General features: G+C 73.4%; 18 protein-coding genes. 2 read left to right on the top strand and 16 right to left on the bottom strand.

The features are described from left to right. Positions 1-60 precede the first annotated feature (60 nt). Both QK440_RS14600 and fmt read right to left on the bottom strand, forming a co-directional pair. Positions 61-1,494 carry a transcription antitermination factor NusB gene (locus QK440_RS14600; protein WP_282793513.1) on the bottom strand — a complete coding sequence of 478 codons (1,434 nt, stop codon included), beginning with the start codon at positions 1,492-1,494 and terminating at the stop codon, positions 61-63. Between the two features lie 191 nt (positions 1,495-1,685). Then, positions 1,686-2,618, bottom strand: coding sequence for a methionyl-tRNA formyltransferase (gene fmt / locus QK440_RS14595; RefSeq protein ID WP_282793512.1), 933 nt, complete (start codon positions 2,616-2,618; stop codon positions 1,686-1,688). A 658-nt stretch (positions 2,619-3,276) separates the two neighbouring features. Between fmt and QK440_RS14590 the strand changes: the two genes are divergently transcribed. Continuing rightward, entirely contained in the window at positions 3,277-3,840 is a 564-nt protein-coding gene (locus QK440_RS14590; RefSeq protein WP_282793511.1) for a hypothetical protein, read from the top strand. Positions 3,841-4,073: 233 nt separating this feature from the next. On the opposite strand, the gene QK440_RS14585 is transcribed toward QK440_RS14590, so the two are convergent. The 14 genes from QK440_RS14585 to pyrR all read right to left on the bottom strand — a co-directional run bounded on the left by QK440_RS14585 (position 4,074) and on the right by pyrR (position 21,603). Beyond that, entirely contained in the window at positions 4,074-6,224 is a 2,151-nt protein-coding gene (locus tag QK440_RS14585) for a primosomal protein N' (protein ID WP_282793510.1), read from the bottom strand. A gap of 526 nt (positions 6,225-6,750) precedes the next feature. Then, positions 6,751-7,965 carry a methionine adenosyltransferase gene (gene metK / locus QK440_RS14580; RefSeq protein WP_282793509.1) on the bottom strand — a complete coding sequence of 405 codons (1,215 nt, stop codon included), beginning with the start codon at positions 7,963-7,965 and terminating at the stop codon, positions 6,751-6,753. Between the two features lie 474 nt (positions 7,966-8,439). Further along, positions 8,440-9,657 carry a bifunctional phosphopantothenoylcysteine decarboxylase/phosphopantothenate--cysteine ligase CoaBC gene (gene coaBC / locus QK440_RS14575; RefSeq protein ID WP_282793508.1) on the bottom strand — a complete coding sequence of 406 codons (1,218 nt, stop codon included), beginning with the start codon at positions 9,655-9,657 and terminating at the stop codon, positions 8,440-8,442. A gap of 110 nt (positions 9,658-9,767) precedes the next feature. Next, the gene (gene rpoZ, locus QK440_RS14570; protein WP_003982715.1) at positions 9,768-10,040 is read right to left on the bottom strand and encodes a DNA-directed RNA polymerase subunit omega; all 273 of its coding nucleotides are present in this window, start codon (positions 10,038-10,040) and stop codon (positions 9,768-9,770) included. A gap of 26 nt (positions 10,041-10,066) precedes the next feature. Beyond that, positions 10,067-10,624, bottom strand: coding sequence for a guanylate kinase (gmk, locus tag QK440_RS14565; protein WP_138958558.1), 558 nt, complete (start codon positions 10,622-10,624; stop codon positions 10,067-10,069). Positions 10,625-10,686: 62 nt separating this feature from the next. After that, a complete protein-coding gene (locus tag QK440_RS14560) occupies positions 10,687-11,010 on the bottom strand; it encodes an integration host factor (protein ID WP_016638838.1) in 324 nt (107 codons plus the stop codon). Between the two features lie 398 nt (positions 11,011-11,408). Continuing rightward, the gene (gene pyrF / locus QK440_RS14555; RefSeq protein ID WP_282793507.1) at positions 11,409-12,254 is read right to left on the bottom strand and encodes an orotidine-5'-phosphate decarboxylase; all 846 of its coding nucleotides are present in this window, start codon (positions 12,252-12,254) and stop codon (positions 11,409-11,411) included. Then, complete coding sequence (locus tag QK440_RS14550; RefSeq protein ID WP_282793506.1) at positions 12,251-13,363, bottom strand: quinone-dependent dihydroorotate dehydrogenase; 1,113 nt, start codon at positions 13,361-13,363, stop codon at positions 12,251-12,253. Before QK440_RS14550 ends, pyrF begins: the two co-directional genes overlap by 4 nt. A 179-nt stretch (positions 13,364-13,542) precedes the next feature. Beyond that, entirely contained in the window at positions 13,543-16,851 is a 3,309-nt protein-coding gene (gene carB / locus QK440_RS14545; RefSeq protein ID WP_282793505.1) for a carbamoyl-phosphate synthase large subunit, read from the bottom strand. After that, on the bottom strand, positions 16,844-18,001 hold the full coding sequence (gene carA, locus QK440_RS14540; protein WP_282793504.1) for a glutamine-hydrolyzing carbamoyl-phosphate synthase small subunit: 1,158 nt from the start codon (positions 17,999-18,001) through the stop codon (positions 16,844-16,846). The genes carB and carA overlap by 8 nt, the downstream gene beginning before the upstream one ends. Further along, positions 17,998-18,627, bottom strand: a complete 630-nt coding sequence (locus QK440_RS14535; RefSeq protein ID WP_282793503.1) for a hypothetical protein — start codon at positions 18,625-18,627, stop codon at positions 17,998-18,000. The genes carA and QK440_RS14535 overlap by 4 nt, the downstream gene beginning before the upstream one ends. Beyond that, positions 18,624-19,910 carry a dihydroorotase gene (locus tag QK440_RS14530; protein ID WP_282793502.1) on the bottom strand — a complete coding sequence of 429 codons (1,287 nt, stop codon included), beginning with the start codon at positions 19,908-19,910 and terminating at the stop codon, positions 18,624-18,626. The genes QK440_RS14535 and QK440_RS14530 overlap by 4 nt, the downstream gene beginning before the upstream one ends. A gap of 4 nt (positions 19,911-19,914) precedes the next feature. Then, a complete protein-coding gene (locus QK440_RS14525) occupies positions 19,915-20,895 on the bottom strand; it encodes an aspartate carbamoyltransferase catalytic subunit (RefSeq protein WP_282793501.1) in 981 nt (326 codons plus the stop codon). Between the two features lie 132 nt (positions 20,896-21,027). After that, positions 21,028-21,603: a bifunctional pyr operon transcriptional regulator/uracil phosphoribosyltransferase PyrR gene (pyrR, locus tag QK440_RS14520; RefSeq protein ID WP_282793500.1), complete on the bottom strand. Its 576-nt coding sequence runs from the start codon at positions 21,601-21,603 to the stop codon at positions 21,028-21,030. 249 nt (positions 21,604-21,852) lie between these two features. Here pyrR and bldD point away from each other — a divergent pair, with 249 nt between their 5' ends. After that, positions 21,853-22,353, top strand: a complete 501-nt coding sequence (bldD, locus tag QK440_RS14515) for a transcriptional regulator BldD (RefSeq protein WP_016638847.1) — start codon at positions 21,853-21,855, stop codon at positions 22,351-22,353. Positions 22,354-22,492 lie beyond the last annotated feature (139 nt).

Here is a 22,492-nt window from a genome sequence, read left to right as displayed (position 1 = left end):
CGGCGTTTGAGGACAAGCGCGCAGCGCGAGAAGGGGTGCCGGGGCCCGCCAGGGCCCCGGTCAGTTCACCCGCCGCATGACCGCCAAGTACATCGCATCGGTGCCATGAACATGAGGCCACAACTGCACATCAGGCCCCTCCCCCAGCCCCGGCACCCCGGACAGCAGCGGCCGCGCGTCGAGCAACTCGGCGCCGCCCCGCTGCTTGAGGACGTCGTCCACCACGGCCCGGGTCTCCGCGAGGTGCGGCGAGCACGTGGCGTACCCCACGACTCCCCCGACCCGCACGGACTCCAACGCCGTGTGCAGCAGCGACCGTTGCAGCGGGGCGAAGCCCTCCAAGTCCTCGGGCCTGCGCCGCCACCGCGCCTCGGGCCGCCGCCGCAGCGCGCCGAGCCCCGTGCAGGGCACGTCCATCAGGACCCGGTCGAACGTGCCGGGCCGCCACGGCGGGCGCGTACCGTCGGCGGCGATGACCTGGTACGGCCCCGGGTTCCCGGCCAGGGCCTGGCCCACGAGACCGGCCCGGTGCGGCTGCTTCTCGGAGGCCAGCAGGACCGCCCCGCGCTCGGCGGCGAGGCCCGCGAGCAGCGCGGCCTTCCCGCCGGGCCCGGCGCACCCGTCCAGCCACTTCGTGTCGGGCCCGTCGACCGGGGCGTTCGCGAGCGCGAGCGCGACGAGCTGGCTGCCCTCGTCCTGCACCCCGGCGCGGCCCGCGCGCACCGCGTCGATGCGCCCGGGCTCGCCGCCCTCGGCGAGCCGCACGGCGTACGGCGACCAGCGCCCCGGCAGCGCGCTCTCCTCGCCCAGCGTGTCGAGCAGCTCGTCGGCGGTGGACCGTCCCGGGCGGGCCACGAGGGTCACCTCGGGCCGTTCGTTGTCGGCCTCCAGCAGGTCCTCGATCCCGCCCCGGCCGCCGCCGAGCGAGTCCCACAGCGCGGAGACGACCCATCGCGGGTGCGAATGCACCACCGCGAGATGCTCCTCGGGATCGTCGTCGTAGGGCGGCGCCACCTTCGCCAGCCACCCGTCGAGGTCGTCGCCCGCGACCTTGCGCAGCACGGCGTTGACGAACTTCGCCCGCCCGTCGCCGAGCACCACGCGCGCCAGCTCCACGGACGCGGACACGGCGGCGTGCGTGGGGATGCGGGTGCCGAGGAGCTGGTGCACCCCGAGGTTCAGCACGTCGAGCACGGGCGGGTCGACCTCGCGCAGCGGCCGGTCGATGCAGGCGGCGACGATCGCGTCGTACGTGCCCTGCCGGCGCAGCGTGCCGTACACGAGCTCGGTGGCGAGCGCCGCGTCCCGCGCGTCGAACCCCTCGTCACGCTCGCGGGCCTTGCGCAGCAGCGGCGGCAGGACGAGGTTCGCGTACGCGTCACGCTCGTCCACGGCCCGCAGCGCCTCGAAGGCGAGGATGCGCACGGGGTCCTTCTGCGGCCGCCGGTAGGGCTTGCCGGGCTTGCGCGGACGGCGCTTGGCTTGGTCGTTCAAAGGTGCTCCGCTGATGGGGTACGAGCGTGGGTACGGGTCCGCGTGCGGGCCCGGGTACGCGAGCGTCCCGAGCGGCGGGCGGCGCGTACGCGGGGCGCGCGCCACGGGGCGGACCCCCTCAGCGTACGTCGGCCGCCCCGGCCCTCCCACCCGCCTCCCGGCCCGCCGGGCCCCCGGCCCCGACGGCGGGGCTACGCGCCGAACCGCTCGTCCGCGGCGATCCGCACCCCGCGCGCCCAGTCGGCGGCGGCCATGGGCTTCTTGCCCTGCGCCTGCACCCAGAGCAGCTCCACGGCGTACGAGCCCGTACCGACGTACAGGTTCTTCTTGCCCGCGGACAGCTCGCCGGGCGCGAGGTCGGTCCGGTCGGGCACCGGCACGGCCTGGATCAGCTTCAGGCGCTCACCGCGGAAGACGGTCCAGGCGCCCGGGGCGGGCGTGCAGCCGCGCACCACGCGGTCCACGCGCAGGGCCGGGGCCGACCAGTCGACCTGCGCGTCCTCGACGGTGATCTTCGGCGCGACGGTGACGCCGTCGGCGGGCTGCGGCACGGCGGTCAGCGAGCCGTCCTCGATGCCGTCCATCGTCGCGGCGAGCAGCCCGGAGCCCGCGAACGCGAGCCGGGTCAGCAGGTCGCCGCTGGTGTCCGTGGGCCGGATCTCCTCGGTGACCGTGCCGTACACCGGGCCGGAGTCCAGCCCCTCCTCGATGAGGAAGGTGGAGGCCCCGGTGATCTCGTCCCCGGCCATGATCGCGTGCTGTACGGGGGCCGCGCCGCGCCAGGCGGGCAGCAGCGAGAAGTGCAGGTTGACCCAGCCGTGGGCGGGGATGTCCAGGGCCGCCTTCGGCAGCAGCGCGCCGTAGGCGACGACCGGGCAGCAGTCGGGCGCGATCTCGCGCAGCCGGGCCAGGAACTCCTCGTCGCGCGGCTTCGCGGGCTTCAGGACCTCGATGCCGGCCTCCTGCGCGCGCTCGGCCACCGGGCTCGCGACCAGCCTGCGGCCCCGGCCCGCGGGGGCGTCGGGGCGCGTGACGACGGCGGCCACCTCGTGCCGGCCGGAGGCGATCAGGGCGTCCAGGGCGGGGACGGCGACCTCGGGGGTGCCTGCGAAGACCAGCTTCACTGGGTGCTACCTCGGATTTCTGGGGGTCGGCGGCGGCTCTCGGCGGCGACGCGCCGTGCGGGCACGGCAGCGCACCAGTCTAGGGGCCGCCACGAGAACGCCCCCTGCGGGCCGCCCGCCCTCGGCACGCGGCGCACGCTGCGCCGTCGCGCGGCTCACATTGCGTCGTCGCGCGGCTCACGCGGCACCGTCGCCGCGGGCCCGCCGCCCGTGCCCGGACGCACCGAGCGCGACGGGGGCCGCTGGGCCGTCCGGGGGATGCCGCGCCAGGGGCGCCCCGACGGCGCACGACGTGGTACGGCGCCGCGGGGGCGTACGCACGCTCGTGCGCCCTGCGCATATGCGGATACGCCCTGCAACCGTGACCACACACGGCGTAGCGCGTTGGTCAAGAAAAGGTTGACCGGAACGGGCCGCACGAGGCAGACGCGGCCCACTCCCCATACCCCCTACCAGCACCACCAATCACCACAAAAGTTCCCTTGCGTCCGTCAGGCGGTCAGGACACCGACTCCTCCCGCCTCCGCCCGTCCCCTCACCCCAGACCTCCCCCGCACCTCCGAGCTCCCCGCACCTCAGATCTTCCCCGCACCTCAGACCTTCCTTTTCCAGAACTCCCCGACCCCGATCCCTCAACGCCGGTTCGAGAGGCTTGTTCATGGCCGACCACGCAACCCACGACGCCCAGGCACGGGCCAGCCTGCACCTGCTGGTGCGGGACATCGAGCGGGTCCGCCGGCAGGTGGACGCGCTGCGCACCCTCACCGCGCAGCTCGGCAACGTCTACCGCCCGCGTCGCTCCAGCCCCTCCGCGGGCTTCGTCGTGTACGGGCGCGCACCCGCTCCGACCGTCCGCCTCGCCCAGGAACTGCGGGACAGCGTCGAGACGCTGGTCACCGCCGCGGTCGACTTCGACCGTTCCCTGGGCTTCTCGTGGGACGCGGTGGGCTCCGCGCTCGGCGTCACCAAGCAGGCGGTGCACCGCCGGTACGGCGCCCGGCGGACCACTCCGCAGGCCCCGGCCACCGCCGAGCCGGAGCGCGCCGCCGAGCCGGCCACCGCTGCGGCCACCGCCGCCACCACCGCCCGCACGGTCCCCCTGGGTCCCCCGCTCCCCTCCGTCCCCGCGGCCCGGGCCATGCCGACCCAGCCGACCGCGGGCAGCCCCGGTCTGCGCGACGACGTCCGCCCCAGCGCCTTCCCCGGCCCGCGCAACGGCTGACGACCCGAGTGCCCCCGCCCGCCGTCACGTCGACGGCGAGCGGGGGCACTGGTGTGTCCGGGCACCGGGGTGTTCGGCCCCCGCTCCGTACAGGGTCCCCAGCTCCGGAAGTCCGGGCCTCCCGGCACCGCAACTCGCCGCGTCCGAAAACCCGTTGTACCGACGCGTCCGAAGACCCGTTGTACCGACGCGTCCGCACCAGCCGCTTGCTCAGGCCCCGGCCCGAGGCCGCCTCACCCGATGTCCAGCGGATCGATCCGCACCCGCACCGCCTGCTGCGCCGCCACGCCCCGCGCCATCCGCGCGGCCTGCGCCGTCTTCAGGGCGCGGGCCAGCGCCGCGCCGCTGCCCGGCGGCACCCGCACCAGGACCCGCTCCCACCGCTCCCCCGGCGGCGCGTCGCCGGGGCGGCGCGGGCGGCCGGGCTCGGCGGCGGGCACCGGCACCGGACCGAGTACCTCGGCGTCCGGGGGCAGTTCGGTCTGGCCCAGGAACTCGGTGAGCGCCTCGGGCGCACCCGTCACCGACGCCATCCGCGACACCGGCGGGAACCCCAGCTCCGCCCGCTCGGCCAGCTCCCGCACCGCGTGCCCGGCGGGATCCCACCGCACCAGCGCCTGCACCGGCCGCAGCGTGGGCTCGGCGACCACCACGACGGTGCCGCCCGCGCCCTGGTCCCGTACCAGCGCTGCGGCGCCGATCCACCGCCGCAGCGCGTCCTCGCCGGCCCGCAGGTCCGGCCGCCCGAGCATGGCCCAGCCGTCCAGGAGCAGCGCGGCCGCGTACCCGCCCTCGGCCACCGGCTCGGCGCCCGGCGTGCTCACCACCAGGGCGGGGGCCGGGCCCACCGTGTCCAGGACCTGCTCACGCCCCGAGGTGCGCACCGGGACCGCCGGGAACGCCCGCCCCAGCTCCTCCGCGGTGCGCCGCGCGCCCACGACCTGCGCGCGCAGCCGGAAGCCGCCGCACTCCGGGCAGTGCCAGGCGGCCTCGTCCCGCCCGCACCAGCCGCACACCAGAGGCCCGGCGTCCCGCGCCTCCAGCGGCCCGGCGCAGTGGCGGCACCGGGCGGGCTCCCGGCACCGCTCGCAGGCGAGCCGCGGCACGTAGCCCCGGCGGGGCACCTGCACGAGGACGGGCCCTTGCTTCAGCCCGTCCCGGGCGATCTGCCAGGCCAGGCTCGGCAGCCGGGCGGCCCGCGCGGCCTCGTCCCGGGCGAGGTCGCCGTCCCCCACGGTCCGTACCAGCGGCGCGGCGGCGCGCACCTGCTCCCGGTCGGCGGCGAGCGGCGCGGCCCAGCCGCTCTCGACGAGCTGGGCGCCCTCGACCGTACAGCTCCAACCCCCCAGCAGGAACGCGCACTTGTCCCGTGAGGCGCGCAGCTCAAGGACCTCCCGCACGTGCGGGAACGGGGCGTTCTCGTCCCCGTGGCCCGGGTCGCCGTCGTCCCACACCACGACCAGACCCAGGTTCCTGACCGGCGCGAACATGGCGGCCCGGGTCCCCACGACGGCGCGCACGGCTCCGCGGCGCACCGCGAGCCACTCCCGGTACCGCCGCTCCTGACCGGCGTCGGCGGTCAGCAGCGCGTGCTGCCCCTCACCGAGCAGCGCCCGCAGCGCCGCGTCCACGCGCGCGGCGGGCCGCCCGGCCGGTACGACGACGAGCGCGCCGCGCCCCGAGGCCAGCGTCGCCTGCACGGCCCGGGCGATCTCCTCGGCCCACAGCGGCCCCGGCAGCGCGGTCCACACGGCCCGCGGGGCCCCACCCGCGGCCAGCGCGGCGAGGAACTCGGGCCCCCGCGCGTACCTCCGCCACGAGCCGGGCTCCGGTGCCGCGGGCGCGGCGGGCGGAGGCGGCGACGGGCGCCCCTCGGCACGCGCGTGCCGCGGCGGCACCGCGAGCTGCAGGACGTCGGCGAGGCTGCCCGCGTACCGGTCGGCCACGGCGCGGGCGAGCCCGAGCAGCTCCTCGTCGAGCACGCGCTCGGGCGACACGACCTGGGCGAGCGCGGCCAGCGGCCCCGTGTAGTCCGACTCGGCGACGCGCTCGACGAGGAAGCCGTCGACGAGGCCGCCGCCCTCGCGCCGCCCGTCGCGCACGTTCCGCGCCCCGGCGCCGAACCGCACCCGCACCCGCACGCCGGGCTGCGCCTGCGCGTCCAGCTCCTCGGGCACCGCGTAGTCGAAGTACCGGTCGAGGTGCAGCACCCCCTTGTCCACCACCACCCGCGCCACCGGCAGCGCCCCGGCCAGCGCGGCCCCCCGCCACGTGCGTGGCTTGGCGCGCGGCACCTTGGCCTTGCGCACGCTGTCCCTGATGAGCGCGAGCTGCTCGGGCTCCACCCCGGCGGACCGCTCACCCTCCTCGTTCTCGCTGCTCACAGCAGCATTCCTACCAGACGGGTCCGACAACGCGGCCTGCCGGGACGCCCCGCCCCCGCACCCGGGCAGCCCCCGGTGACTGGCCGGTTTCCCTTCCTCGACATCCGCCACGTGCTGGACGACACCCGGCGCGCCGGGGACCCCGTCCCGGTGGCAGGACATCGCGCCGCCGTACGGCGGCAGGGACGCGGAAGGGAGCGGGGACGGGAACAGGGACGGCGGTGGGAACAGGGACGGCGGTGGGGCCGGTCCGGACACGGGCTCGCTCGACGTCTTCCTGTCGTGGTTCGGGATCTCGCCCGACGATCCGGAGGCCCCCCTCTTCGCCGAGCGGGCGAGGAAGCTCGCCGAGGCCCACGGCGCCGGCGGCCTCGCCGAGGCCCTCCGGCGCCGCTACGGGCAGGGCCCGCCGGACGACGACACCGGCGAGGACCCGCCGCAACCGGCCGCCGCCCCCTCCTGACGCACCGAGGCCCGGCGCCCCCACAGGGGGTGCCGGGCCTCGACGGAGCCGGGAGGGAGGGCGTCAGCCCTCCAGGCCCGCGGCCTTGCGCAGGGCGTCGACGCGGTCCGTCCGCTCCCAGGTGAAGTCCGGCAGCGCGCGGCCGAAGTGGCCGTACGCGGCGGTCTGGGAGTAGATCGGGCGGAGCAGGTCGAGGTCGCGGATGATCGCGGCCGGGCGGAGGTCGAAGACCTCGCCGATGGCCTGCTCGATCTTGTCGGTGTCGACCGTGTTGGTGCCGAAGGTCTCGACGAACAGGCCGACCGGCTCGGCCTTGCCGATGGCGTAGGCGACCTGGACCTCGCAGCGGGCGGCGAGGCCGGCCGCGACGACGTTCTTCGCGACCCAGCGCATGGCGTAGGCGGCGGAGCGGTCCACCTTGGACGGGTCCTTGCCGGAGAAGGCGCCGCCGCCGTGGCGGGCCATGCCGCCGTACGTGTCGATGATGATCTTGCGGCCGGTCAGGCCGGCGTCGCCCATCGGGCCGCCGATCTCGAACCGTCCTGTGGGGTTGACCAGCAGGCGGTAGCCCTCGGTCTCCAGCTTGATGCCGTCGTCGACCAGGGCCTTCAGCTCCGGCTCGACCACGAACTCGCGGATGTCCGGGGCGAGCAGGGAGTCCAGGTCGATGTCCGAGGCGTGCTGGGAGGAGACCACGACCGTGTCGAGGCGGACGGCCTTGTCGCCGTCGTACTCGATGGTGACCTGGGTCTTGCCGTCGGGACGCAGGTAGGGGATGGTGCCGTTCTTGCGGACCTCGGACAGGCGGCGCGAGAGGCGGTGCGCGAGGTGGATCGGGAGCGGCATGAGCTCCGGGGTCTCGTCGCAGGCGTAGCCGAACATCAGGCCCTGGTCGCCGGCGCCCTGCTTGTCCAGCTCGTCCTCATCGCCCTCGACACGCTGCTCGTACGCCGTGTCGACGCCCTGCGCGATGTCCGGGGACTGCGCGCCGATGGACACCGACACGCCGCAGGAGGCGCCGTCGAAGCCCTTCTTCGAGGAGTCGTAGCCGATCTCGAGGATCTTGTCGCGCACGAGCTGCGCGATCGGCGCGTACGCCTTGGTCGTGACCTCACCGGCGACGTGCACGAGGCCGGTGGTGATGAGCGTTTCGACGGCGACCCGGGACGTCGGGTCCTCGCGCAGAAGCGCGTCGAGAATGGTGTCGCTGATCTGGTCAGCGATCTTGTCGGGGTGGCCCTCGGTCACGGACTCCGAGGTGAAGAGACGGCGGGACACATCGCTCCCTGTGGTTGCAGCGGCTGCTGGCTGATCATTGACGGACGGGCCGAGAGCTGCGCTCGACGTCGTCCGAGACCAGTTTATCGGTCGTGCAGGCCCGCACGGCCACCCGCCTCGTCCCAGTCGAGGCCTGTGACCTGCGGCACTGCATTGTGCGATACGACGATCGGTCTTCACCAGAGGGTGCGGGGCCCGCGTAGGACGGGTTCAGGACGTGTTTAGGACGGGCCCACGGCGCCTCGTGGGGTGAACGCCACCTTCCGGTTACGCAGCCGCTGCCTCATTCGTACCTGAAGAGGCCGGATGGTGCGGATGGTGTCACTTTAGGCAGGAGCGGGTCGCTTCAGGCAGTGTCGGGTTGCTTCAGGCCGAAGCGGGTGGGTTCCGGCCCATCGGGTCGGATCAGGCACCTCGGGCCCGTGGCACGGCCAGCCAGCCAGCCAGCGGCGCGTGTCCGGGCCCGTCGGCGCCTCAGTCGAGGGGCGGGCCGGCGAGGCGGGGGACGACGAGGTCCCAGACGGTGTCCGCGAGGTCGTCCTTGGGGCCGTACGGCACCGGGGTCTCGCTGCCGTCGGAGCCGAGCACCACGGCCTCGTTCCGCTCGGAGCCGAAGGTCTTGCGCTCCCCCACCTCGTTGACCACGAGCAGGTCGCAGCCCTTGCGGGCGAGCTTGGCGCGCCCGTTGGCCAGGACGTCGTCGGTCTCGGCGGCGAAGCCGACGACGACCTGTCCCGGGCGCGGGCGGTCGGCCGCGAGCTCGGCGAGGATGTCGGGGTTGCGGACGAGGGCGACGGGGGCCGGGTCCTCGCCGTCCTTCTTCTTGATCTTCCCGGCGGCGTACGCGGCCGGGCGGAAGTCGGCCACGGCCGCGGCCATCACCACCGCGTCGGCGTCGGCGGCGGCCTTCAGGACGGCCTCGCGGAGCTGCACGGCGGTGCCCACGGGCACCACGTCGACGCCCGCAGGCTCCGGCAGCGCCGCGTTGGCCGAGACGAGCGTGACCCGGGCGCCACGCGCGGCGGCGCTGCGGGCGAGGGCGTAGCCCTGCTTGCCGGAGGAGCGGTTGCCGAGGAAGCGCACGGGGTCGAGGGGCTCACGGGTGCCGCCCGCGCTGACCACGACGTGGCGGCCGGCGAGGTCCTGGCCGCCGGTGCCGCGCGCCAGGACCCGGCGTACGACCTCGAAGAGCTCGGCGGGCTCGGGGAAGCGGCCCTTGCCGGTGTCGACGCCCGTGAGGCGGCCGACGGCCGGCTCGACGACGAGGGCGCCGCGGCGGCGCAGGGTCGCCACGTTCTCCTGGGTGGCCGGGTGCTCCCACATCTCCGTGTGCATGGCGGGTGCGAAGACCACCGGGCAGCGGGCCGTGAGCAGGGTGTTCGTCAGCAGGTCGTCGGCGAGGCCGTGGGCGGCCTTGGCGAGCATGTCGGCGGTGGCGGGCGCCACGACCACGAGGTCGGCGCCCTGGCCGATGCGGACGTGGGGGACCTCGTGGACGTCGGACCAGACCTCCGTGGAGACGGGGTGGCCGGACAGCGCCGACCAGGTCGGGGCGCCGACGAACTGCAGCGCCGACCGCGTCGGCACGACGCGTACGTCGTGGCCGGACTCCGTGAGCCGCCTGAGCAGCTCGCACGCCTTGTAGGCGGCGATCCCGCCGCTGACCCCCAGAACGACCTTCGGCTTGTCCACGGTGCCTCCCCGCACTTGCCCGCACTTGGCCGTGCGCGCCCGCGCACGACTCCATGACACACCACAGGCCCGGCAGTCGCGCTGCCGGGCCTGTGGTGACGTATGACTGCTTACTGCGCCGGGCCCTCGACGGCCTCGGACGTCAGCAGGCCCGCGTTGATCTCGCGGAGCGCGATCGACAGCGGCTTCTCGTGCACGTGGGTGTCCACGAGCGGGCCGACGTACTCGAGAAGGCCCTCGCCGAGCTGCGAGTAGTACGCGTTGATCTGACGGGCGCGCTTGGCGGCGTAGATCACGAGGCTGTACTTCGAGTCGGTGGCCTCGAGCAGTTCATCAATCGGCGGGTTGATGATGCCCTCGGGCGCGGTGATGGAAGAGGACACTCTCTGCCTTCCGAAGGGGGTGAAGATCAAACAACTTTCATCAAGGCTAGCAGCTCGCGCGCCACGTCCTCGACCGAGGTGTTGACCAGGGTGGTGTCGAACTCGGGCTCCGCGGCCAGCTCCACGCGCGCGGCGCGGAGTCTGCGCTCGATCACCTCGGCCGCCTCGGTGCCGCGGCCGGTGAGGCGGCGCACCAGCTCGTCCCAGCTCGGCGGGGCGAGGAAGACGAGCTGAGCGTCGGTCATCGACTCGCGCACCTGCCGCGCGCCCTGGAGGTCGATCTCCAGCAGGACGGGCTCGCCCGCCTCCAGGCGGTCCATGACGGCGCGCCGGGGCGTGCCGTAGCGGTTGCCCGCGAATTCCGCCCACTCCAGGAGCTCGCCGTTGGCGATCAGCTTGTCCATCTCCTCGTCGGAGACGAAGAAGTAGTGCACACCATGGCGCTCGCCGGGACGGGGCTTGCGGGTGGTCGCCGAGACCGAGAGCCAGACCTCGGGGTGTTCCTTGCGCATATGGGCGACGACCGTGCTCTTGCCGACCCCGGAGGGGCCGGAGAGCACGGTCAGCCGCGGACGTTCACTCATGCAGCGATTATCCAGGTTCTCAGGGGTGCCCGAGACCAGGTTCGCGCGACGGCCCGGGGCCGTCAGGCGCCGCTGCCGCCGAACTCGCGCTCCAGGGAGGCGATCTGATTGGAGCCGAGGCCCCGCACGCGGCGGCTTTCGGAGATGCCGAGGCGCTCCATGATCTGCTTGGCGCGGACCTTGCCCACGCCCGGCAGGGACTCAAGGAGGGCGGAGACCTTCATCTTGCCGATGACGTCGTTCTCCTGGCCCTGCTTGATGACCTCGTGAAGGGAGGCGCCGGAGTGCTTGAGTCGATTCTTGACCTCGGCCCGCTCCCGGCGAGCCGCGGCGGCCTTTTCGAGCGCGGCTGCGCGCTGTTCAGGGGTAAGGGGCGGAAGAGCCACGCCTACGTCACCTCGAAGATCGAACTGTCGGATACGGACCGGTGAGGAACCTAGTCGCCCCACACCAGGGGAGCAACGTGCAACGCGCTTGCCCGTTGGCTCTGCTCGGAGACTAGCGGCCATGGCCGCCGGAGTCAGCGAGAACAAGCGAAAAGTCCTGGTCAGCCTCTGTTGAGCCCGGCATACCGGACAAAATGCCCCGGATTTGGCCGGGTGTCGCGTAAGCAACGTGTCAGTTCGGAGGGGTGTGCCGTGGGTTCGGCGGGGTGCGCCGGCGGTCCGGCGGGGTCTGCCGACGGTCCGGCGAGGTCCGCCGTGGCGCGACATCCCTCCGACCGGCGCGGCCCCTCCCGTCGGCGCGGCCCCTCCGACCGGCGCGGCCCGGCCGCCCCCGCCGGCTACGACCCGCCGACCGCCTGCCGCACCTCGTCCGCGAACCGCGCGGCCGCCTCCCGCAGCGCCCCCGCGTCCGGGCCCGCCTTCAGCACCCCTCGGCTCACGTTGGGTACGACGTTGCGCACGGCCGCGCCGAAGACGCGGGGCAGGTCGGCGGGGGTCGCGCCCTGCGCCCCGATGCCGGGGGCCAGGAGCGGGCCGTTGATGGCGAGGTCGAAGGAGGACAGGTCGCCGAGCGTGGCGCCGACCACCGCGCCGTAGGAGCCCATGGGCGCGGCGCCGGCGTTCTCGCGCGCGAGGTGCGCAAGCATGGTCGCGCCGATCGTGCGCCCGTCCGCGCGCTGCGCGCGCTGCACCTCCGCGCCCTCCGGGTTCGAGGTCAGGGCGAGCACGAACAGGCCCGCGCCGCTCTCGCGGGCCAGGTCCGCGGCGGGCCGCAGGGACTCGTAGCCGAGGTACGGCGAGACGGTCAGGGCGTCCGAGAACAGCGGCGCGCCCGGGCGCAGGAAGGCCTCCGCGTACGCGGCCATGGTGGAGCCGATGTCGCCCCGCTTGGCGTCCATGACGACGAGGCCCCCGGCGGCGCGCAGGTCGGCGACGGCCCGCTCCAGGACGGCGACGCCGCGCGAGCCGAAGCGCTCGAAGAAGGCCGCCTGCGGCTTGAAGACGGCGACCTGGTCGGCGAGGGCCTCCACGACGGTGCGCGTGAAGGTCTCCAGGCCCTGGATGTCGTCGTCCAGGCCCCACGCGGCCAGGAGCGAGGCGTGCGGGTCGATGCCCACGCAGAGCGGGCCGCGGGTGTCCATGGCCCGGCGCAGCCGCGTACCGAAGGGTTCTGGGTGGCTCATGCGGCGGGGGCCTTTCGCGTGTCGGCGCCGATCGCTTCGGCGAGCGTGGCGTACGGGGAGGCGGCGAGCCGGGCGGCGAGCCCCTTGTGGATCGCGCGGGCCCAGAACGGGCCCTCGTAGATGAAGGCGCTGTAGCCCTGCACCAGCGTGGCGCCGGCGAGGATGCGCTGCCAGGCGTCCTCGGCGGTCTCGACGCCGCCGACGCCCACGAGGGTGATCCGGTCGCCCACGCGCGCGTAGAGGCGCCGCAGCACCTGGAGGGAGCGCTCCTTCAGGGGCGCGCCGGAGAGCCCGCCGGTCTCGGCGGTCAGCGCCGGGTCGGAGACGAGGCCGAGGCCCTCGCGGGCGATGGTCGTGTTGGTGGCGATGATGCCGTCAAGGCCGAGCTCGACGGCGAGGTCGGCGACCGCGTCGACGTCGTCGTCGGCCAGGTCGGGCGCGATCTTCACGAGCAGCGGGACGCGGCGGCCCTCGACACTGCGGTCGGCGGCCTCGCGCACGGCCGTCAGGAGCGGGCGCAGGGACTCGGTGGCCTGGAGGTCGCGCAGGCCGGGCGTGTTCGGCGAGGACACGTTGACGACGAGGTAGTCGGCGTGGCGGGCCAGGCGCTCGGTGGACTTCACGTAGTCGGCGACGGCCCCGGCCTCCGGGACGGCCTTGGTCTTGCCGATGTTGACGCCGACGACGCCCTTGAAGACGGGCTCGCGGGCGGCGAGGCGGGCGGCCACGGCGGCCGAGCCGTCGTTGTTGAAGCCCATGCGGTTGATCAGGGCGCGGTCCTGGACCAGTCGGAAGAGCCGCTTCTTGGGGTTGCCGGGCTGCGGCTCGCCCGTGACGGTGCCGATCTCGACGTGGTCGAAGCCGAGCATCGCCATGCCGTCGACCGCGACGGCGTTCTTGTCGAACCCGGCGGCGAGCCCGAACGGCCCGTGCATCCGCAGGCCGAAGGCCTCGGTGCGCAGCTCCTGGTAGCGGGGGGCGAGCGCGGCGGCGAGGAAGGTGCGCAGGACGGGGACGCGCGCGGCGAGCCGGATCCAGCCGAAGGCGAGGTGGTGGGCGCGCTCGGGGTCCAAGCGCCGGAAGACGAGCCGGAAGAAGAGTGCGTACATGCTGGTGTCCTCATAGGGCCGCATACGGCCTCATAGGGAGGGGGACACCGCGTACGGTGTCCCCCTCATGGGCTGCGAGTCGCTCCGCGGGAAGCGCGGTGCTCCGTCCGCGGGCCGGTGGGGGCTGGTCGCGCAGTTCCCCGCGCCCCTTCGGGGCGCTTCCGAACCGCGGGCCCCGCTCAGTCGCGGGCCGCGACCAGACGTTCCGCGTGCTCCTGGAGCGAGCGCACGCCCACTCCGCCGTGGTGGAGGGCGTCGATGCCCTGTACCGCGGCGGCGAGGCCCTGGACGGTCGTCAGGCACGGCACGGACCGGGCGACGGCCGCGGTGCGGATGTCGTAGCCGTCGAGGCGGCCGCCGGTGCCGTAGGGGGTGTTGACGATGAGGTCGACCTCGCCGTCGTGGATGAGCTGGACGATGGTCCGCTCGCCGTTCGGGCCCTCGCCCTCGGACTGCTTGCGCACGACGGTGGCGTTGATGCCGTTGCGCCGGAGCACCTCGGCCGTGCCGGACGTGGCGAGCAGTTCGAAGCCGTGGGCGACGAGCTCCCGCGCCGGGAAGATCATCGAGCGCTTGTCGCGGTTGGCGACGGAGATGAACGCGCGGCCCTTGGTCGGCAGCGGCCCGTAGGCGCCCGCCTGCGACTTGGCGTACGCCGTGCCGAAGACGGAGTCGATGCCCATGACCTCGCCGGTGGAGCGCATCTCCGGACCGAGCACCGTGTCGACGCCGCGGCCCTGGATGTCGCGGAAGCGCGACCAGGGCATGACGGCCTCCTTGACGGAGATCGGCGCGTCCAGCGGCAGCTCGCCGCCGTCGCCGCGGGCGGGCAGCAGCCCCTCGGCGCGCAGCTCCGCGACGGTCGCGCCCAGCGAGATGCGGGCGGCGGCCTTGGCGAGCGGCACCGCGGTGGCCTTGGAGGTGAAGGGCACCGTGCGCGAGGCGCGCGGGTTGGCCTCCAGGACGTACAGGATGTCCCCGGCCATGGCGAACTGGATGTTGATCAGGCCGCGGACGCCGACGCCGCGCGCGATGGCCTCCGTGGAGGTGCGCAGGCGCTTGATGTCGTGGCCGCCGAGGGTGATCGGGGGCAGGGCGCACGCCGAGTCGCCGGAGTGGATGCCGGCCTCCTCGATGTGCTCCATGACGCCGCCCAGGTACAGCTCGTGGCCGTCGTAGAGCGCGTCCACGTCGATCTCGATGGCGTCGTCGAGGAAGCGGTCGACGAGGACCGGGCGGTCGGCGCTGATCTCGGTGGACTCGGCGATGTACGCCTGGAGGCGGGCCTCCTCGTACACGATCTCCATGCCGCGCCCGCCGAGGACGTACGAGGGCCGGACGAGCACCGGGTAGCCGATCTCGTCGGCGATCTCCTTGGCCTCGGCGAAGGTGGTGGCGGTGCCGTGCTTGGGCGCGGGCAGTCCGGCCTCGGCGAGCACGCGGCCGAAGGCGCCGCGGTCCTCGGCGGCGTGGATGGCCTCGGGCGAGGTGCCGACGACCGGGACGCCGTTGTCCTTCAGGGCCTGGGAGAGGCCGAGCGGGGTCTGGCCGCCGAGCTGGACGACGACGCCCGCGACCGGGCCCGCGACGGACTCGGCGTGGACGATCTCCAGGACGTCCTCCAGGGTGAGCGGCTCGAAGTAGAGCCGGTCGGAGGTGTCGTAGTCGGTGGAGACGGTCTCCGGGTTGCAGTTGACCATGACGGTCTCGTAGCCGGCGTCGCTGAGCGCGAAGGAGGCGTGCACGCAGGAGTAGTCGAACTCGATGCCCTGGCCGATGCGGTTCGGGCCGGAGCCGAGGATGATCACGGCGGGCTTCTCGCGCGGCGCGACCTCGCTCTCCTCGTCGTAGGAGGAGTAGAAGTACGGCGTCTTCGCGGCGAACTCGGCGGCGCAGGTGTCGACCGTCTTGTAGACGGGGCGCACGCCGAGGGCGTGCCGCACCTCGCGCACCACGTCCTCGCGCAGGCCGCGGATCTCGGCGATCTGCGTGTCGGAGAAGCCGTGCCGCTTGGCCTCGGCGAGCAGCTCGGCGGTGAGCTCGTCGGCCTCGGCCAGCTCGTCCGCGATCTCCTTGATCAGGAAGAGCTGGTCGACGAACCACGGGTCGATCTTCGTGGCGTCGAAGACCTCCTGCGGGGTGGCTCCGGCGCGGATGGCCTGCATGACGGTGTTGATCCGGCCGTCGGTGGGGCGCACGGCCGCGCGCAGCAGGGTGTTCTTGTCGCCGGGCTTTCCGGTGAAGGCGAACTGGCTGCCCTTCTTCTCCAGGGAGCGCAGCGCCTTCTGCAGGGCCTCGGTGAAGTTGCGGCCGATGGCCATGGCCTCGCCGACCGACTTCATCGTGGTGGTGAGCGTCGAGTCCGCCTGCGGGAACTTCTCGAAGGCGAAGCGCGGGGCCTTGACGACGACGTAGTCGAGGGTCGGCTCGAAGGACGCCGGGGTCTTCTCGGTGATGTCGTTGGGGATCTCATCGAGGGTGTAGCCCACGGCCAGCTTCGCTGCGATCTTCGCGATCGGGAAGCCGGTGGCCTTCGACGCGAGCGCCGACGACCGCGAGACCCGCGGGTTCATCTCGATGACGATCACACGGCCGTCGGCCGGGTTCACCGCGAACTGGATGTTGCAGCCGCCGGTGTCGACGCCGACCTCGCGGATGATCGCGATGCCCACGTCCCGCAGGATCTGGTACTCGCGGTCGGTGAGGGTCATGGCGGGCGCGACGGTGATCGAGTCACCGGTGTGCACGCCCATGGGGTCGAAGTTCTCGATGGAGCAGACGACCACGACGTTGTCGTTCTTGTCGCGCATCAGCTCCAGCTCGTACTCCTTCCAGCCGAGGATGGACTCCTCCAGGAGCACCTCGGTGGTCGGCGAGAGGGTGAGGCCCTGGCCCGCGATGCGGCGCAGCTCGTCCTCGTTGTGCGCGAAGCCGGAGCCGGCGCCGCCCATGGTGAAGGAGGGGCGGACGACGACGGGGTAGCCGCCGAGCTCCTCGACGCCGTTCAGGACGTCGTCCATGGAGTGGCAGATCACGGAGCGTGCGGACTCGCCGTGGCCGATCTTGCCGCGGACGGCCTCGACGACGTCCTTGAACAGGTCGCGGTCCTCGCCCTTGTTGATCGCCTCGACGTTCGCGCCGATCAGCTCGACGCCGTACTTCTCCAGCACGCCCTGCTCGTGCATCGAGATGGCGGTGTTGAGCGCGGTCTGGCCGCCGAGGGTGGGCAGGAGCGCGTCGGGGCGCTCCTTGGCGATGATCTTCTCGACGAACTCCGGGGTGATCGGCTCGACGTACGTGGCGTCGGCGATCTCCGGGTCGGTCATGATCGTCGCGGGGTTCGAGTTGACGAGGATGACGCGCAGCCCCTCGGACTTCAGGACGCGGCACGCCTGCGTCCCGGAGTAGTCGAACTCCGCTGCCTGGCCGATGACGATCGGGCCGGAGCCGATGACCAGGACGGACTGGATATCGGTGCGCTTAGGCACGCTGGCCCTCCATCAGAGCGGTGTTCATCAAAGACGTGAAGCGGTCGAAGAGGTACGCGGCGTCGTGCGGGCCCGCGGCCGCCTCGGGGTGGTACTGGACGCTGAACGCGGGCCGGTCGAGGAGCTGGAGCCCCTCCACCACCTGGTCGTTCAGGCACACGTGGGAGACCTCGGCGCGGCCGTAGGGGGTGTCGGAGACCCGGTCGAGCGGCGCGTCGACGGCGAAGCCGTGGTTGTGCGCGGTGACCTCGACCTTGCCCGTGGTGCGGTCCTGCACGGGCTGGTTGATGCCGCGGTGGCCGTACTTCAGCTTGTACGTGCCGAAGCCCAGGGCGCGGCCGAGGATCTGGTTGCCGAAGCAGATGCCGAACAGCGGCGTCCCGCGCTCCAGGACCTCGCGCATGAGGGCAACGGGGCCGTCGGCGGTGGCGGGGTCGCCGGGGCCGTTGGAGAAGAACACGCCGTCGGGGCCGACCGCGTACACGTCCTCGGCGGTCGCGGTGGCCGGCAGCACGTGCACCTCGATGCCGCGCTCGGCCATGCGCTGCGGGGTCATGCCCTTGATGCCGAGATCGATCGCGGCGACGGTGAACTTCTTCTCGCCGATCGCGGGGACGACGTAGGCCTCCTGGGTGGCAACCTCGGCGGACAGGTCCGCGCCCTTCATCTGGGGCTGTGCCTGGACCCTGGCGAGTAGCTCGGCGTCGGGGGCGAGGGCCTCGCCGGAGAAGACGCCGACGCGCATGGCGCCGCGCTCGCGCAGGTGGCGGGTGAGGGCGCGGGTGTCGATGCCGCTGATGCCGACGACGCCCTGGCGCGCCAGCTCCTCATCGAGGGTGCGGCGCGAGCGCCAGCTCGAGGGCACCCGGGCGGGGTCGCGCACCACGTAGCCCGCGACCCAGATCTTCTTGGACTCGGGGTCCTCGTCGTTGACGCCGGTGTTGCCGACGTGCGGGGCGGTCATCACCACGACCTGGCGGTGGTACGACGGGTCGGTGAGGGTCTCCTGGTAGCCGGTCATGCCGGTGGAGAAGACGGCCTCGCCGAAGGTCTCCCCCACCGCGCCGTAGGCGCGGCCGCGGAAGACTCGGCCGTCCTCCAGGACGAGTACGGCGGGGATCTTGGTGGCTCCCCGTGTGGAGGTCGTCATCGTGCGCCTTCCGTTTCCGTCGTGCTGTCGATCGCGGCGCCGGTGCCGGTGATCTCGGTGCTGTTGATCATGTTGTTGATGGTGTCGACCCACTCCGCCTGCTCGGCGGCGCGGTCGGAGCGGAAGCCGGAGTCGAGCAGCTTGTCGCCGTGGGCCCAGGTGACGATCAGCAGGCCGCCCTCGGCGAGGACCTTGCCCGCGATGCCCTTGTCGAGCCGGGCCTCGCGCAGGGCCTGCTTCGGGATGAAGAAGTCCCGCGCCCCGGGGCGGACCACGTCCAGGCCCGCGTCGGTGAGGGTCAGCTCCACCCGGCTGCGGGTGCCCAGGCCGTGCGCCACGATGCGGTCCAGCCACTGGCCCGCCGTGGTGGAGCCGTGGTAGCGGCCGGTCAGCTCCAGTCTCACCGGGCCGGGGTCGGACGGCACGCCCGGGAGGTCGGGGAGGTCGCCCTGGAGGGTGCCGCGCCACTTCCAGCCCTCGCGCATCAGCCAGTAGACGAGCGCGATGAAGAGCAGGATGCCGACGACCCAGCCGGCGCGGGCGGCCCAGTCGGTGACCTGCGCCGACTTCTCGTCGGCGGCGAGCGGGGTCAGGGCGGAGGGGGTACGGAGGTGCGGTGCGGTCACTGGAGCTTCCCGTCGACGAGCGTGGCGCGGCCCCGCAGCCAGGTGTGGGTGACGCGTCCCGGCAGCTCACGGCCCTCGTAGGGGGTGTTGCGGCTCCGGGAGGCGAAGCCCGCGGGGTCCACGGTTCCACGGTATGCCGGATCGACGAGGGTGAGGTTGGCGGGCTCGCCGGGCGCGACCGGGCGGCCCTGGCCCGTCGCCCGCCCGATCTCGGCGGGCTTGACGGACATGCGTTCGGCGACGCCGGCCCAGGTCAGCAGGCCGGTGTCGACCATCGTGTGCTGGACCACGGACAGGGCGGTCTCCAGGCCCACCATGCCCATGGCGGCCGCGGCCCACTCGCAGTCCTTGTCCTCGTGCGGGTGCGGGGCGTGGTCGGTGGCGACGATGTCGATGGTGCCGTCGGCGAGGGCCTCGCGCAGCGCCATGACGTCGCGCTCGGTGCGCAGCGGCGGGTTGACCTTGTAGACCGGGTTGTAGCTGCGCACCAGCTCGTCGGTGAGGAGCAGGTGGTGCGGGGTGACCTCGGCGGTGACGTCGATGCCGCGGGACTTGGCCCAGCGGACGATCTCCACGGAGCCCGCCGTGGACAGGTGGCAGATGTGCACGCGGGAGCCGACGTGCTCGGCGAGGAGCACGTCCCTGGCGATGATCGACTCCTCGGCGACGGCGGGCCAGCCGCCGAGCCCGAGCTCCGCCGAGACGACGCCCTCGTTCATCTGGGCGCCCTCGGTGAGCCGCGGCTCCTGGGCGTGCTGGGCGACGACACCGCCGAAGGCCTTCACGTACTCCAGGGCGCGCCGCATGATCACGGCGTCGTCGACGCACTTGCCGTCGTCGGAGAAGACGGTGACCCCGGCGGCCGACTCGTGCATGGCCCCGAGCTCGGCGAGCTTCCTGCCCTCCAGGCCCACGGTGACGGCGCCGATCGGCTGCACGTCGCAGTAGCCGGACTCCTTGCCGAGCCGCCAGACCTGCTCGACGACGCCCGCGGTGTCGGCGACCGGGAAGGTGTTGGCCATCGCGAACACCGTGGTGTAGCCACCGCCGGCCGCGGCGCGGGTGCCGGTGAGGACGGTCTCGGAGTCCTCGCGGCCCGGCTCGCGCAGGTGCGTGTGCAGGTCGACGAGGCCCGGCAGCAGGACCTTGCCGCCGGCCTCGACCACGGTGGCGCCCTCGTCGCTCAGGCCGTCGCCGACGGCCGCGACGGTCTCGCCGTCGATCAGCACGTCCTGCGGCTCGCCGCCGAGTACGCGCGCACCGCGGATCAGGATCTTGCTCATGGTCTTACTTCTCCTCGGTACGGGGGTGGGAGGCGGCGGCGGGCTCCTGGCCGCCGAGCAGCAGGTACAGGACGGCCATCCGGATGGAGACGCCGTTGGCCACCTGCTCCACGACGGTGCAGCGGGGCGAGTCGGCGACCTCGGCGGTGATCTCCATGCCGCGGACCATCGGGCCGGGGTGCATCACGACGGCGTGCTCGGGCATCCTCGCCATCCGCTCGGCGTCGAGGCCGTAGCGGCGCGAGTACTCGCGCTCGGTCGGGAAGAACGCGGCGTTCATCCGCTCGCGCTGCACGCGCAGCATCATCACGGCGTCGGACTTGGGCAGCACCCGGTCCAGGTCGTAGGAGACCTCGCAGGGCCAGTTCCCGACGCCGACCGGCACCAGGGTGGGCGGGGCGACCAGGGTGACCTCGGCGCCGAGGGTGTGCAGCAGGTCGACGTTCGAGCGGGCGACGCGGCTGTGCAGGATGTCGCCGACGATGGTGACGCGGCGGCCGGTGAGGTCCTGGCCGATCCCCGCGTCCTTGCCGACCAGGCGGCGGCGCATGCTGAACGCGTCGAGCAGGGCCTGCGTGGGGTGCTGGTGGGTGCCGTCACCGGCGTTGATCACGGCCGCGTCGATCCAGCCGGAGTTCGCGAGTGTGTACGGCGCGCCGGAGGCCCCGTGCCGGATGACGACGGCGTCGACGCCCATGGCCTCCAGGGTCTGGGCGGTGTCCTTCAGGGACTCGCCCTTGGAGACGCTCGACCCCTTGGCACTGAAGTTGATCACGTCGGCGGACAGGCGCTTCTCGGCGGCCTCGAAGGAGATCCGGGTGCGCGTCGAGTCCTCGAAGAAGAGGTTGACGACGGTACGGCCGCGCAGCGTCGGCAGTTTCTTGATCGGCCGGTCGGCGACGCGGGCCATCTCCTCCGCGGTGTCGAGGATGAGGACGGCGTCGTCGCGGGTCAGGTCGGCGGCCGAGATGAGGTGTCGCATCATCGGGTGGGCTCCGTAGGGATGACGGGTGTGCGGGTGCCTGGCGGCGCCCCGTGCCGGACGGCGGGCACGCGGGCGCGCGGCGGCGCGCGCACGGTCCGCGGGGGGCGGGGTGCGTCTGAGAAGGGGCGGAGGCTACTGCTCGCCGGCCGGGGTGGTCTGCTTGGCACCGAGCAGCACGGCGTCGCGGCCGTCCTCCTCGGCGAGCTGGACCTTGACCGTCTCCCGCAGCGACGTGGGGAGGTTCTTGCCGACGTAGTCGGCGCGGATGGGCAGTTCCCGGTGGCCGCGGTCGACGAGCACGGCGAGCTGCACCGCGCGCGGGCGGCCGATGTCGTTCAGGGCGTCGAGGGCGGCACGGATGGTGCGGCCGGAGAAGAGCACGTCGTCGACGAGGACGACCAGGCAGCCGTCGATGCCGTCACCGGGGATCTCGGTACGGGCGAGCGCACGCGGCGGGTGCATGCGCAGGTCGTCGCGGTACATCGTGATATCGAGCGAGCCGACGGGGACCTTGCGGCCGGTGATCTCCTCGAGCTTGGCGGCGAGCCGGCGGCCGAGGAAGACGCCGCGGGTCGGAATGCCGAGCAGCACGACGTCGTCGGCGCCCTTGGCGCGCTCCACGATTTCGTGGGCGATACGGGTCAACACCCGTGCGATGTCCGGGCCTTCGAGAACGGGCCGCGGCACACCGGAGGCATGCGTGTCCATGAAAACGGACCTCCTTCTCCGCCTCACGGGACGGACTTTAAAGGACGTCGAATGTCCGCTGAGGTGCGCCGACTGGCGCCACAGCGTCTTTCACGGTACCAGCATCGGCAACGCGGGCCGTCACCTCCCCCCGGAAGAGGCCCTCGGACCCATTCGGCTTGACGCAGCCAAGTAACGCTGCGTAACCTCACAGTGAGTCACCAAGCCGCGCGGCGGAGCCGCACGTTGTCACAGCGTCCGGGGAGCTATATGTCCAGCGAATACGCCAAACAGCTCGGGGCCAAGCTCCGCGCCATCCGTACCCAGCAGGGCCTTTCCCTCCACGGCGTGGAGGAGAAGTCCCAGGGGCGCTGGAAGGCGGTCGTGGTGGGGTCGTACGAGCGTGGCGACCGCGCCGTGACCGTGCAGCGCCTTGCCGAGCTGGCGGACTTCTACGGCGTTCCCGTGCAGGAACTGCTTCCGGGCACCCCGCCCGGCGGCGCCGCCGAGCCGCCGCCCAAGCTGGTCCTCGACCTGGAGCGCCTGGCCCACGTCCCGGCCGAGAAGGCGGGCCCCTTGCAGCGGTACGCCGCCACGATCCAGTCGCAGCGCGGCGACTACAACGGCAAGGTGCTCTCCATCCGCCAGGACGACCTGCGCACCCTTGCCGTGATCTACGACCAGTCGCCCTCGGTGCTCACCGAGCAGCTCATCAGCTGGGGCGTCCTGGACGCGGACGCGCGCCGGGCCGTGGCCCACGAAGAAGTCTGAGCCCGTTCGGAGGCTCTCAGCAGAAACGTGGGGGGCGGGGGGGGGGGGGGGGGGGGGGGGGGGGGGGGGGCCCCCCGCGGGGGGGGGCGGGGGGGGGGGGGGGGGGGGGGGGGGGGGGGGGGGGGGGGGGGGCGGGGGG

The sequence above is a fragment of the Streptomyces sp. CC224B genome, assembly GCF_030010595.1.
Taxonomy (GTDB): Bacteria; Actinomycetota; Actinomycetes; order Streptomycetales; family Streptomycetaceae; genus Streptomyces; species Streptomyces longispororuber.
This window is presented reverse-complemented; position numbering and strand designations above follow the sequence as displayed.